The sequence below is a fragment of the Bacillus sp. V5-8f genome (assembly GCF_002863565.1).
Classification (GTDB): domain Bacteria; phylum Bacillota; class Bacilli; order Bacillales; family DSM-1321; genus Peribacillus.
Window position 1 is genome coordinate 368,908 of record NZ_PGUW01000004.1, and the last position, 13,584, is coordinate 382,491.

The following is a 13,584-nucleotide window of genomic DNA, read 5'->3' on the forward strand; positions in this document are numbered from 1 at the left end:
GTTAGAAATTAAACCTAAAGAATGGTAATTTTAGTTATAGTATATGTTAGAATTAACCCGTAACGCAAAAGGAGGAATCGTTGGTGTCCGCTTCTGTTGATAAAATTGAAAAAGAATTTTTGGAATATGTAAAAAAAATATCGGCCTATGGAGAAGCATTGTCATTGGTATATTGGGATATGAGAACTGGCGCCCCAAAAAAGGGGATTGATCAGAGGTCGGAAGTAGTCGGAGTACTATCTTCTGAGGTGTTCAATATGTCGACAAGTGAAGACATGGCAGCATTTATTGCGAAACTTTCTTCTACTGCAGCAAAAAAAGAGCTTTCCCATATTACAAATAAAATCGTTGACGAGTGTAAAAAAGAGTATGAAAGAAATAAAAAAGTTCCGGCAGAGGAGTATAAAGAGTTCGTAGTTCTTCAATCAAAAGCGGAAAGCGTGTGGGAAGATGCTAGGGAGGCAAGCGATTTTGCGATGTTTCAGCCTTACCTTGAACAGATTGTAGCCTATACAAGAAAGTTTGTTGGATATTGGGGCTATGAGGGAAATCCATATAACACGCTTCTGGATATGTATGAACCCGGCATGACCGTCGAGGTACTTGACCAGGTTTTTGGCGAGCTTCGTGAACGGATCGTACCATTGGTCAAAGCGATTTCTGAAAGCAAAAACAAGCCTGAAACTTCATTCTTGTTTAAAAGGTTTCCAAAAAACAAACAAAAGGAGTTCAGTCTTGACGTTTTAAAACAGCTTGGGTATGACTTTGAAGCAGGACGTTTGGATGAGACAGTCCACCCGTTTGCTACAGGGCTTAATGTGGGAGATGTACGAATAACAACCCGATATGATGAAGACGATTTTAGGGGAGCGATTTTCGGCACGATACATGAATGTGGACATGCCATCTATGAACAAAATATTTCAAAGGAACTGACAGGAACATTATTAGATGACGGCACCTCAATGGGAATCCATGAATCCCAATCCCTTTTCTTTGAGAACTTCATCGGCCGTAATAAAAGCTTTTGGAAAAAACAGCTTCCTCTTTTAAAGCATTATGCACCCGGTCAATTCGAAAATGTGGAATTGGAGGAGTTTTATCGTGCGATCAATGAATCCAAACCTTCATTAGTCCGGGTGGAGGCGGATGAACTTACATATACCCTACATATCATGATTCGTTATGAAATCGAGAAAGCACTATTCAATAACGAGCTGGAAGTGAAGGATTTACCCCAAGTATGGAATAGAAAGTATCAAGAATACCTAGGGATTACACCTGAGAACGATGCAATCGGTGTATTGCAGGATGTACACTGGTCTGGTGGCAGCTTTGGATACTTTCCGTCTTACGCGTTAGGCTACATGTATGCGGCACAAATAAAACATGCCATGCTTAAGGAAATAGCGAATTTCGACGAGCTGCTGGAAGAGGGAAATATTGTTCCGATCAAAAGCTGGCTGAATGAAAAAGTGCACAAATACGGAAAAACGAAAAAACCACTGGAAATCCTAGAATCAATTACGGGCGAAGGATTAAATGCAGCATATCTGATTGATTACCTGGAAGATAAATATAAAAGTGTTTATCAATTAAAATAATCGGCAGGGGATGCAGTGCCATGTCCCTATGTAAAAGGAAGAGAGAATGAGAAATCTATTACCGGTTTTTGCAGTGGTTGCGGCTGCTTTCTTATGGGGAATCATCGGTGTTTTTGTTAAAGGCCTGGTGGCGGCAGGTTTAACAGCAATGGAAATCGTTACGGTCAGGGTGTGTTGCGCAAGCCTTTTTTTACTTTTAATTGGCTTTATAAAGAACCCAAACCTATTAAAAATAAAAATATCAGACATTTACTTATTCATCGGTACGGGTATCCTCAGCATTGTCTTCTTTAACTGGTGTTACTTTACAGCCATGAACATGCTGTCCATTTCCACAGCAGTGATTTTGCTGTATACCTCTCCGGTGTTTGTCATGATATTATCGTGGGTGTTCTTTAAGGAAATCATAAATATGCCGAAAATATTGCTTCTTGGCTGTACTTTTTTAGGCAGCATTCTTATAGCTGGAGTAAACGGACTTGCTGCTTCAGATTGGGACGGGATCGGCTTCTTAATTGGGATCGGTTCAGGGCTTGGATATGCTTTGTACAGCATCTTTGGAAAGCTTGCGCTTAAAACATACCATACATTCACAATAACGGCATATACTTTTTTTACTGCATCTATTTTCTTGCTTCCTGCAACAGGAATTTGGCATCTGACGGATCAGATAATAAAACCGAAGCCGTTGATTCTAATACTGGGGCTCGGTTTGTTTTCCACCGTAATTGCCTATTTGCTTTATACATGGGGGTTGGGCAAAATGGATGGTAGTAAAGCGGCTGTGATTGCTACAGTAGAACCTGTTACTGCGATGATCCTTGGATTTGTCTTATATGGAGAAAGACTATCAGTTTTGCAGTTGGCTGGTGCTTTTATAATTCTGGGAGCGGTGCTTTATTATAATAATATGTCTGAAAGCAAAATTGGCAAGGTTGACACAGGGAATAATCCATCGATTTAAAAGAAGCAGGCATGTTAAACGAATGCCTGCTTCTTTGCCTATTACCATAATTTGAATCCTTTTTGGCCAGGAGGTGCGTTTTGGATCATATCAATCAGCGGGATTGTGTAAGCGAATAGAATCAATACGACCGTGACTCCAAGCCATATTTTCCAGTTCTCGAAAACCAATGGTGTTTTTTCCGCTGTTTCTGCCGCCTCTCCAACAGGGAATTCCTGTTCTCCTTTAGGTGCAAAAAATGCCAGGTTAATAAAAATAATCAAAACTAAGATAATAGCAATAAAGAGGATTGTACCCCCAACTGCTTGGGCAAGTTGATATGGAATCCATTCAGCTGCTTGTGAAGAACCACCGTACGTTGAGAATGATGAGCGGCGTGGTGCTCCAAGAAGACCTGCAGCATGCATCGCTCCGGACATGAAGGTCATTCCAATGGCCCAAAGGCAACCTTGGACGAGGGCCAGTTTATTCATTTTCTTAGTTAATATACGACCCGTCAGGTGAGGAATCAACCAATAAGAGATGCCGAAAAATGTTAGGACAACTGCAGTGGCAAGTGTTAGATGGAAATGCCCAGTTACCCAGATTGTGTTATGCACAACCTGGTTCATTTGGTGCGATGCGTTCACCATTCCGCCTGCGCCTGCTGGGATAAATGCAACCATTCCAATAAAAGGCACTGTAAATCTTGCATCACCCCAAGGGAGCTTTTTAAGCCATCCGAATAATCCTTTTGCTCCTTTTTGGCGTCCGTATGTTTCAAATGTCCCAAACAAAGAGAACGCTGTCATTAACGATGGAATGACAACTAGGAATGTTAAGGCAACCTGCAAGAACTTCCATACTGGATCAATGCCAGGTTCGGTTAATTGATGGTGAAAACCAACAGGAATAGAGAATAGCAAGAATAAGATGAAAGACATTCGTGCCAATGAATCTGAAAAAATTTTGGCGCCAATAATTTTTGGGATGATTACGTACCAGCACATATAAGCAGGCAATAACCAGAAATATACAAGCGGATGCCCAAAATACCAGAAAAGGGTACGGCTAATCAAAACATCAATCGTTTCCACAAGGCCTAACGACCAAGGAAGCATTTGCAAAAGCACTGTAGCGGCCACACCAATGGTTGCGACAATCCAAAGAAGTGTATTGACTACTACCATGAAGCTTAATAATGGGCTTACTTTGCCGGGATTGTTTCTGCGCCATCTTATATACGAAGTAAGCAAAGCTCCACCTCCAATCCAGCTGCCCACTACGATTAACGTCAATCCGCCATAGAAGATAGGATGGGCCTGGAGCGGTGCATAGAAAGTAAAAAGTACAGATGCTTTATTTAACAAAACCATCGCCGCAGCCATGGACGTTCCAATTGTCATTAACCAGAAACCAGCCCATCCGGACTTTCTTGCCCCGTTTGACAAGGTACCGGCTGTACGGCTCATTGCTGCTATTTGGAACCCAATAATAAAGAATGTTGTAAGGACAAGTCCCAGTAATACACCATGGACGGTTAATACTTGATAGTAAGTAATCGGGGCAGGGAGCTCGAACTTTCCCGAACGCACTAACACCTGGAAAAGCCCTGCAAGGCCTCCAAGCGCTAATGCAATAAACGCAACATAGAAATGGGCCATGGATAGCCTGGCATCGCGCGGGTTCACTTTATTTATTCCGGCTGTGCTTTTCATTATTTAACCACCTCAATTCTGGAGCTCATCATATGGTGACCAACACCACAATATTCATTACATAGAATTAGGAATTCCCCTGTCTTGTTGAATGTGGTAACATATTCGCTGACATAACCCGGTTCAAGCATCATATTGATATTTGTTCCAGCCACTTCAAAACCATGGATGACATCCTTCGTGGTCGCCATGACCTTTACCTTTGATCCCTTGGGAACTTCAACTTTTGCCGGATTGTAGGAAAATGCGGATGCAACGAACACTAATTCATAGTCCCAATCCTTGCCTTCAACCTTGTTAAGCCCTGGTTTATTGAAAGGCTTAGTAGTATCTACCTTTTGGGGATCTATCGTGGTTAAACAACTAGGCGGTTGGTTCCCCATGAAGAATGCGCTTACACCAACGACGGTAAGGAACAGAAGAAGCGACCCTATACCGAACACGAGCCAAAATTTTTCGAACTTATGCATATGCATAATTTTTCCCCCTTACATTCCTATAAACGGTCCAAATACAAGAAATACACACTGACCCATGTAATGATGAGAATAAATCCAAGAATGAAAACGGATGCAAGAGTTCCAGTAAGCGAAGAATGGTTATCCTCCACTTTTGTTCGGGTTTTGGTGTTTAATTCTGGTGACGCCATATTTTTCACTCCTTCCTAGAAAATTCAGAAATTGGATGTGTACATTCTCATCATACAAGACAATTTGTTAGATTCTAGTTGGTTTTTCTCGTTTCACATATTGTTCAATCTATACTTATTTAACATGATAATAGGGGAAATTTGATTTAGCAGTGACTTTCATCACTTTTTCCATTTATGAAGTTGTGAAAGAAATGTGATGTTACGATTAGTCTTAAAAATTCTTAAAATTGTTTATTGCCTTCACGGCTTTACAATAAAAGGAATGTACAACCAGTTTAGACCAAAATAAGCCAAGGAATCTTGCTTCACTCCGGAATGGGTAAGAGCAGGGTCCTTGGCTTTTATGATTCTGGTAGCGATAGTTAGTTTGGTGGAATCGACTGAAGTTTTTTATGCGCTAGGGGAGATTTGAAAAAAGGAAGTATCGCAGGAGAAGTTGGAGAAGGGTTATCGGGCAGAAGGGCTAGCCATCATTCTTGGTGGTTTCTTTAATGCGTTTGGATACACAACTTATTCCCAAAATGTCGGTGTCCTGCAGATTTCAGGTGTAAAGAGCAAAAATGTCATTTATACAATGGCCTGCATGCTTATCTTGATTGGATTCCTCAAAAATTGGATCTCTGACTACGATCATTCCATCCGCTGTGCTTGGAGGGGCAATGATTGCAATGTTCGGTATGGTCATGGCATATGGTATCAAGATGCTTAGCAGCGTGGATTTTACTTCCAAGGAAAATTTTTTGACTATTGCTTGTTCTGTAGGAATGGGACTTGGCGTTACAGCAGTGCCGGATTTATTTGCTAAAATGCCTGAAAGCGTTCAGATCCTTACAGGTAATGGTATTGTAGCAGGAAGCCTAACAGCTATTTTAATGAAAGTATTCTTTAATATTGAAAAAATAACAAAAAAATAGAAATAGTTACTGTTACGGAACAGAGAGTAAGTTAAAACAACGCTGTCTACCATTTACTTTTGTTAGTAAACTGTGTAGACAGCTTTTTATCTCTAAGTTTTTTGGAAAATATGACGTTTGCAGTGAAAAGGGCTGCCAATGAGTCGTCATTCATGATTTAGCCGAAAGCTCAGGGAATGTAATAGGCGTTGACAGAGAATGACCGTCCTTGTAAGAACGAAAGGATACTATACTTTGTTCACCTGTGCAAGCATCCAGATGCAGGACGGCAGAATTCTTCTTTTCCATATAATATTCAATATCCCCATCCCTTAGCCGGTAAAAGGAGTACATTTGTCCTAACATCGGCTTGCCGCTTCGTTTAGTGTCAGGATGGTTCTCAATGTACCCGGCCAATTGGCTCAACGTTATAGAAGAAGTACCTGTGATAGAAAATATCGCTTCTTTCACATTTGCGGTAGCTTGGCCTATAGTGGCTTTCGCTTTGTCAATGACTTGATTCAAAAAACTGTTCATGTTTTGCCTCCTCCTTGCCTAAATAATTAAACTTCTTTTTTGTAATTCCCAATTATCAAGCTCGTAAACAATTAAGTACAAACAGCAGCATAAAATTATGGATATACCTTAAAACTGCTATCTTAAAAAAATAAATGAGTGGAACTAATTAAGTCACTTTTGCATAGAATGAAATAATATTAGTTGAAGGGGACTGTAGCATGATGGAGCAAAAATACTGCGTGTACTGCCGGACCTTGCATAATGAAGAAAGCAGTTGCCGTGTATGTGGGAAAGAGGACTTTCAATCAATTGAAATTAACGTTCAGTTCCAGAAAAATCGAGAAGGTGAATAGTTTTGGGTAAATCAGGTTGAACCCTCTTAGCACAAGAGAACAGCCTGATTTTTTTTCGGAATAAAAGATCATATATAATGGTTCTATATTGTCTTTGAACTGAACCAAAGCTGGCCAACCGGTAGGTGTCTACCCCTTTTTGGGCATTTCAATTTTGAAAAGAATGTTGTTGTGCTATTTAATACATTCGTTATTGTTAAACTGGCAGCCATGATGAGCCTCCGAACATTTTAAACAATAATAACAATGAATAGGTAGAATATACGTTTTAAATGTTAAAAAATGGGGAACTTTCAAGATATTATCACGGAAAATGCGGAATAGTAAACATAATAATGTTGTAAAGGTGTGAATTCATTGCCTTATATTCTTTCGTCTTCCCATATCAAGTTACCTCATAAAATAACCCAGGAAGCTGTTATGGAATTTGCCAGGGAAATGTTTGGTTCTTCCTATAAGAATCTGGAAAGGCTTTTACGGGTTTTTAAAAACGGCCAAGTTAAAACGCGCTATTTTTCAAAGAATATAGAATGGTTTAACGGGGAGCACAGTTTTGAGGAAACAAATGAAGTTTATATGGAGCAAGCGGTGCATTACGGGTGCCAGGCAGTAGTAGAATGCTTGGGCAATTTGGACTTTCTACAAAGAGTTATTGAACCAGAGGAGATCAATGCATTTTTTTACATATCAAGCACCGGATTGGCTACACCAACAATCGATGCCAGAATCATGAATTTGCTTCCGTTTAGAGACAACACAAAAAGAATTCCGATCTGGGGGCTTGGATGTGCGGGAGGGGCAGCCGGATTGTCAAGGGCATTTGAATATTGCAAAGCCTTTCCAGATGCTCTGGCCCTTGTTCTTTGTGTGGAGCTTTGTAGCTTGACCTTTCAGAAGGATGATGTTTCAAAAAGTAATATAATTGGAACCTCCCTATTCTCCGACGGGATCGGCTGTGCGCTGATTGCCGGAGACGAGGTACAAAGAGAATTGCTTTCTAAACAGGCTGCTAAACCGAATATACTGTCCACCAGATCTACATTAATGAGAGACTCACTTGATGTCATGGGATGGGATGTAAAGGATAAGGGACTGCATGTTGTGTTCTCAAAAGATATTCCGACTATTATAAAAGAATGGTTAAAACCAAATGTAGAAGGTTTCTTAACGGATCATGGACTATCCTTGCAAGACGTAGAACATTTTATTGCGCACCCAGGGGGCATGAAAGTAATTCAAGCGTATGAAGAGGCATTAGGATTTGATGAGCAAAAAACGGAAATTTCAATGAAGATCCTACAGGATTATGGAAATATGTCGTCAGCTACGATTTTATACGTGCTCGAACAGTTTCTGCATAAAGAGCCGAGAAAAGGTGATTATGGCCTCGCCGCCGCTCTTGGTCCCGGATTTTCGTCCGAGTTGTTATTGATGAGGTGGGAATAGTGTTTTTTTTGCTGTTTATTTCAATTGTCGGCATGCAGCGTCTTCTTGAATTAAAGATTGCGAAGCGAAATGAACGATGGATGAAGGCGCAGGGAGCCATTGAATTCGGTAAGTCCCACTATCCGTGGATGGTTATGATGCATATAGGCTTCTTCACTATATTAATTTTGGAAGTTTCGTTAAGAGGTTTTGGTCTCTCATCTATATGGCCGTTTTGGATTGTTCTTTTTATCCTGGTCCAGTTAATAAGGGGATGGATTATTACATCTCTTGGAAAGTTCTGGAATACAAAAATTATTGTCCTCCCGAAGTCCGAAATTACTGCAAAAGGCCCGTATAAGTTCATGAAGCATCCAAATTACCTAGTGGTTGCCGTAGAAATTATTGTAATCTGCCTGCTGTTCAATGCCTATTTTACAGGCGCTTTGTTTACTTTATTGAACATGTGGATGATGGCCGTCCGCATTCCAGAGGAAGAGAACGCTTTGGGAAACCTGACCAGGTATAATACCGTTTTTGCACAAAAAACTGAAAAGTGAAAAATTTGAATCTTCTCATTGAAAATGATTATCGTTCATGATAATATTAACACTGAAGATGAAAATTATTCTCAATGAATAAACAACCAGAATAGAAAAGGACGGTGTTCTTTATGATTTTACTATTCGTTTTATTGACGATTGTTTCATATTTATTGGTGATGAGATACGTACTGAGGAATATCCAGCAGCCTGTACAAACTGCTCCTCAACATACATACATACAAGAACCAACAAGGACAGAATTGGTTCCAGCAGCTACAACCAGGTAAAGATACATACCTGGTTTTTTTATGGCTTTTTATTTTTTTAATAAATATAGGAAACCAAAACGAAATCGATTACAATAATATGAGTATTAACAATACTCAAACGACTAAGGGGAAAGCATAAATGGTCCAACAATCAACAAAACAGGAAAACAATTTAGAATCTTTAATTTCACTGTATGAGGCGTTCGAGTCCGGAAAGGATTCTTCAAATGCCGCCAAAATAAAGCAATTGATCCTGAAGCTACATAAAAGGGAGACAACGATCGCTTTTTGCGGGCATTTTTCCGCCGGCAAATCCAGTATGATCAATTATTTGCTAGGTAACGATGTTCTTCCTTCCAGCCCGATCCCAACAAGTGCGAATACAGTTAAACTCCAACGCGGCGATGATTATGCGAAGGTGTATTACTATAACGCCAAGCCTGTCCTTTTTCCTGCACCCTATGATTACAGAGAGGTAAAAGCTTTTTGTAAAGACGGGAACAGCGTATCTTCGATTACTATCAGTTCCAGTGAATTTCCTCTGCCTGATACTTGCGCGGTCATGGATACCCCTGGAATAGATTCAACTGATGATGCGCATCGGGTTGCCACTGAATCGGCGCTTCATTTGGCAGATGTAATCTTTTATGTAATGGACTACAACCATGTACAATCAGAAGTGAATTTCCATTTTACAAAAGAATTGCAAGAAGCAAATAAAAACATTTACTTGATCATCAATATGATCGATAAGCACGAGGACACTGAACTTAGTTTTCAGGAATTCAAGAGCTCTGTTATTGACGCCTTTGCTAACTGGGGAGTTTACCCAAGTGGGTTTTTCTTCACGTCTCTAAGGGATCTGGAAAATGAAAATAATCAGATTGAGGAAGTGAAGGATTTTATCTTTAAACAGGGGGAAATGGGAGAGGAAGCAAGTATTCGATCTGCAATGGAAGCTGCTGGCAGGCTTGTGGAAGACCATACAATCCGCTTCAGGGAAGCACTGGAGGAGGAGAATGCGCCATCACTGGAAATTTTGGCGGAGCTCCCAGCGGAGAAACAACAGGAAGTTACCAGCCGCCTGTTTTCCCTAAATGAAAAAAAGAATATGATAAATGAGCTTCCAGAGCACGTAAAAAAGGAATTTCTTGATGGACTGGAATCAATCCTGAAAAACGCTTATATCATGCCGGCACAAACAAGGGATTTGGCAGTTCGATATTTGGAGTCCAACCAACCCGAATTCAAGGTAGGGTTGTTTTTCTCAAAAAAGAAAACAGAAGAGGAACGGGAAAAGAGAGAGCAAGCATTCCTATCCGACCTTCAGGAAAAAGTAAAAACCCAGCTCGATTGGCATTTAAAGGAACTGGCAAGAGGCACCCTCAAGGAAGCTGGGATTTTTGACAGTGCGCTTGAAAAGGCAGGACAAGGAATAGAGGTAATGGTTTCTAAAGAAATACTTGTTAATTCCCAAAAGTCTCAGGTAAATATTACTGGGGAATATGTTCTGAATTACACAAATGAGATTGCTTCTGCGGTAAAAAAGGCTGCAAGGAATGAAGCAGACCGCTTTCTTGAAGCACTTGTCACTTTTTTAAGAAATAACACTTTTGGGGAAATAGATTCTATTGAACAAGAATTGAAAAGCTATGCTCGTTATCAACAAGCTATTGAAACGGTGTCATTACTGAAAGATACCGTGGAACAAAGAAAAAGGACGCTTTTTGATATACTTGCACACAGAGGGCTATCCCAGGAAATTATGAACTCGGGGAAGCTGCTCGAAAAATGGCTAAGTGAAGAAAACGATGTAACCGTCCTTCATACCGATATAGCAGCGGCCAACCGACAATGTCGGGAAGATACCCTGCAAAGGGATATAAAAGATCTGCCTGATTCTTCTGAAGCGACCGTTGTAAAAGAGGAGCAAAAATCCCAAGATGTGACCGGAAAGGACAAATTGCATAAAACTTCTACTGCGTTAGAGAAAGCCGCGGGGCTGATTCAGCCTTTGAAGGGTTTTCAATCCTTGTACAATGAGCTGAAAGAGAAAGCGACACGGCTAAATTCTCAAACCTTTACTGTCGCACTTTTTGGAGCGTTCAGTGCCGGGAAATCATCGTTCGCGAACGCAATGATGGGTGAAAGTGTATTGCCTGTATCGCCAAATCCGACTACTGCGGCAATTAATAAAATCATGGCGCCAAACGATCAGAATGCCCACGGTACAGCAACTATAACGCTGAAGACCGCAGAAATGCTGCTAGAGGACGTGTCAATTGCCCTTTCCGCATATGACATCACAGCAGGTTCTCTGGATGAGGCTTATCAGATGGCAGGTGAGCTGTTAAATCAATCTTCAGTCGGGGATACTGGTACGATACACCTATCATTTATTAAAGCTTTTGTGAAAGGCTATCCTGAATACCAAGATAAATTTGGCGCAAACTTTCAAGTTGGGATCGACGGCTTTAAAAGCTTTGCGGCAGAGGAATCAAAATCGTGTTTTGTAGATTTAATTGAGCTGTACTATGACTGTGAATTAACGAAACAGGGAATCGTGCTTGTAGATACGCCGGGGGCCGATTCAATCAATGCTCGTCATACGGGAGCAGCGTTCGAATATATAAAAAATTCAGATGCCATACTTTTTGTGACTTACTATAACCATCCGTTTTCAAGGGCTGACAGAGAATTTCTCATCCAGCTCGGCCGTGTAAAGGATTCCTTTTCAATGGATAAGATGTTTTTTATCGTTAATGCTGTTGATTTGGCGCAAACCAGTGAAGAGCTTGAGGAAGTGACAGAATATGTAAAGGGACAGCTGAATGGTTTTGGCATCAGATTTCCTAAACTGTTCCCACTCTCAAGCAAGGGGGCACTTGCAGAAAAATTGGAAGGCAAGCCGTTTTCCCATCATTTTCTACATGATAGTGGACTCCCTAATTTTGAGTTGAAATTCAAAGAATTTATCGAGAATGATTTAACCTTGCTTGCCATACAGTCTTCCCAGGCAGCACTATCAAGAGTGTTACAGCTTCTGGAAGACGTTATTGCTACCGCCCTCCAGGATGAACGCTCGAAAAATCTCGCTTTAGCAACCTTGCACGGTGAATTGGACCAAATAAAAGAAGTTCTGGATAATTTGGAGGGGGATACTGAAAAACAAAGGCTGAGGAAAGAGATTGATGAGCTTGCATTTTACAGTAAGCAGCGCGTATTTTTCCGTTTTCCCGACTTTTTTAAAGAATCCTTCAATCCTGCTGTGTTAAAGGATGATGGCCGTGATTTGAAGGCCGCATTGCGAAAATCATTAAAAGAGTTTCTGGGCTCGCTCGGCTTCGATTTATCCCAGGAGATGAGAGCAACAGCACTGCGAAGTGAACTTTTTGTCGGAAGCCTTTTAAAAGAAAAGCATTCAACCCTGAGTGTATTGATTACAAGAATTAGGGAAAATCTTCAAATAAGGGACTATGAGCCAGCAAAAAGTAAAACAATGGAATTTAAACAGGCGTTTGAAGGTCTTGATGAGGCTGACTTTAAGAAAGAATTGGCTATATTTAAGAACACGAAGTCATTTTTTGAGAAGAATGAAAAAGTAAAGATGAGTGAAGCCTTGCAAAATGCACTTGAGCAGCCTGCTTTAACATACACAACAGACCAAAAAGAACAAATGTATACCTTCTATTCCGAGCTTTTTGAAACAGGCTTGCAAAAGCTTAAACAAGATTCTGGTTCTCAAATAGAGGAAGTTTACAGTGGGCTCCGGTCTGCTTTGGAAGAAACGATCGATATTGCGTTTTATAAGACAATCGTAAAGCAAATAAAGGACCTTACACAGGACTGATGGCAAATGGATGCTGTTTCACTTTTAAGAAGGATTGAAAAAGAAAATCAGGTTTATATTTGGATGGCTGCTGAAACCGGCAGCCATTCGTTTGGCCTTCAAACACCAGAATCAGATTGTGACATCCGGTTTATCTTTATGCAAAAAAATATACGTGAATACCTTTCATTAAAACCAAAGCGTGAGATTATTACGTTCAAGAATCAAGATTATGAAATTGAGGGGTGGGATTTGTTCAAAGCTTTCCGCCTCATGCAAAAGAACAACCCCGGACTTTTCGAATGGTTTTATTCTCGTACATTCGATCTTACAAACCACGAATTTGTAAATAAAATTAGAGCACTTATGCAGACCTGCTATTCTAAGCGAACTCTTGGATTACATTATTTTAATATGTCCCGTAACAATCTTGTATTTACGGGGCATATAACTGATGAGGGGAAAAAAGCGAATAAAACGATGGTCCAGGCGGCCCGATGTTACTTAATGGTGTGTTACATTTTGCAAAAAAAGACTCTGCCGCCACTGGGAGTAGACCAGCTGTTAGCTGAGACCACTTTCCCCAGTCCAGTACGACTTGCTATCGAGAAACTTTTTCGGTCAAAAAAAATGAATCGATATTTACCAGGAAATTTTTTGGTGGAGACATCCGTTTTACTTGAAGCCGAATTGGACGCTATTAAAAGTATTCTGCCAGATCTGCCTGAAGGAAATGAAATGGAAGAGGAAATGAATCGTATTATATGGAACTGCCTTGGTATTTGAACCAGGATTCCAACAAGTATTTCGAAAAACACCCCGCTATGGTATAAT

Annotated in this window: 12 protein-coding genes and 1 pseudogene; 9 read left to right on the forward strand and 4 right to left on the reverse strand. The window is 40.5% G+C overall.

Annotated elements, in window-relative coordinates; translation table 11 throughout:
* Positions 1-83: 83 nt before the first annotated feature.
* A complete protein-coding gene (locus tag CUU64_RS05850) occupies positions 84-1,604 on the forward strand; it encodes a carboxypeptidase M32 (protein ID WP_101632325.1) in 1,521 nt (506 codons plus the stop codon).
* Positions 1,605-1,650: 46 nt separating this feature from the next.
* Positions 1,651-2,568 (forward strand): DMT family transporter, encoded by a 918-nt coding sequence (locus CUU64_RS05855; RefSeq protein ID WP_101632326.1) that lies wholly within the window; start codon positions 1,651-1,653, stop codon positions 2,566-2,568.
* Positions 2,569-2,609: 41 nt separating this feature from the next.
* On the opposite strand, the gene CUU64_RS05860 is transcribed toward CUU64_RS05855, so the two are convergent.
* From CUU64_RS05860 to CUU64_RS05870, 3 genes are read right to left on the reverse strand one after another with little or no spacing between them, the layout of a single operon-like run.
* Positions 2,610-4,265: a b(o/a)3-type cytochrome-c oxidase subunit 1 gene (locus tag CUU64_RS05860; RefSeq protein WP_101632327.1), complete on the reverse strand. Its 1,656-nt coding sequence runs from the start codon at positions 4,263-4,265 to the stop codon at positions 2,610-2,612.
* Positions 4,265-4,741, reverse strand: a complete 477-nt coding sequence (locus tag CUU64_RS05865) for a cytochrome c oxidase subunit II (protein ID WP_101632328.1) — start codon at positions 4,739-4,741, stop codon at positions 4,265-4,267. Before CUU64_RS05865 ends, CUU64_RS05860 begins: the two co-directional genes overlap by 1 nt.
* Before the next feature lie 20 nt (positions 4,742-4,761).
* Positions 4,762-4,914, reverse strand: a complete 153-nt coding sequence (locus CUU64_RS05870) for a cytochrome c oxidase subunit 2A (protein WP_101632329.1) — start codon at positions 4,912-4,914, stop codon at positions 4,762-4,764.
* A 346-nt stretch (positions 4,915-5,260) separates the two neighbouring features.
* Here CUU64_RS05870 and CUU64_RS05875 point away from each other — a divergent pair.
* A pseudogene (locus CUU64_RS05875) lies at positions 5,261-5,831 on the forward strand (solute carrier family 23 protein); the annotation flags it as partial.
* 150 nt (positions 5,832-5,981) lie between these two features.
* Here the strand turns inward: CUU64_RS05875 and CUU64_RS05880 are convergent.
* Positions 5,982-6,347 (reverse strand): hypothetical protein, encoded by a 366-nt coding sequence (locus CUU64_RS05880; RefSeq protein ID WP_101632330.1) that lies wholly within the window; start codon positions 6,345-6,347, stop codon positions 5,982-5,984.
* Positions 6,348-6,547: 200 nt separating this feature from the next.
* On the opposite strand from CUU64_RS05880, the gene CUU64_RS22490 reads away from it, so the two are divergent.
* From CUU64_RS22490 to CUU64_RS05900, 6 genes are all read left to right on the forward strand, one after another.
* Complete coding sequence (locus CUU64_RS22490; RefSeq protein WP_257985435.1) at positions 6,548-6,682, forward strand: hypothetical protein; 135 nt, start codon at positions 6,548-6,550, stop codon at positions 6,680-6,682.
* Between the two features lie 357 nt (positions 6,683-7,039).
* Positions 7,040-8,128 (forward strand): type III polyketide synthase, encoded by a 1,089-nt coding sequence (locus tag CUU64_RS05885; protein WP_374702702.1) that lies wholly within the window; start codon positions 7,040-7,042, stop codon positions 8,126-8,128.
* A complete protein-coding gene (locus tag CUU64_RS05890) occupies positions 8,128-8,667 on the forward strand; it encodes an isoprenylcysteine carboxyl methyltransferase family protein (protein WP_308302336.1) in 540 nt (179 codons plus the stop codon). The genes CUU64_RS05885 and CUU64_RS05890 overlap by 1 nt, the downstream gene beginning before the upstream one ends.
* Positions 8,668-8,780: 113 nt before the next feature.
* On the forward strand, positions 8,781-8,939 hold the full coding sequence (locus CUU64_RS21870) for a hypothetical protein (protein WP_180954472.1): 159 nt from the start codon (positions 8,781-8,783) through the stop codon (positions 8,937-8,939).
* Positions 8,940-9,060: 121 nt separating this feature from the next.
* The gene (locus tag CUU64_RS05895; RefSeq protein WP_101632331.1) at positions 9,061-12,771 is read left to right on the forward strand and encodes a dynamin family protein; all 3,711 of its coding nucleotides are present in this window, start codon (positions 9,061-9,063) and stop codon (positions 12,769-12,771) included.
* A gap of 6 nt (positions 12,772-12,777) precedes the next feature.
* Positions 12,778-13,536 (forward strand): nucleotidyltransferase domain-containing protein, encoded by a 759-nt coding sequence (locus CUU64_RS05900; RefSeq protein ID WP_101632332.1) that lies wholly within the window; start codon positions 12,778-12,780, stop codon positions 13,534-13,536.
* Positions 13,537-13,584 lie beyond the last annotated feature (48 nt).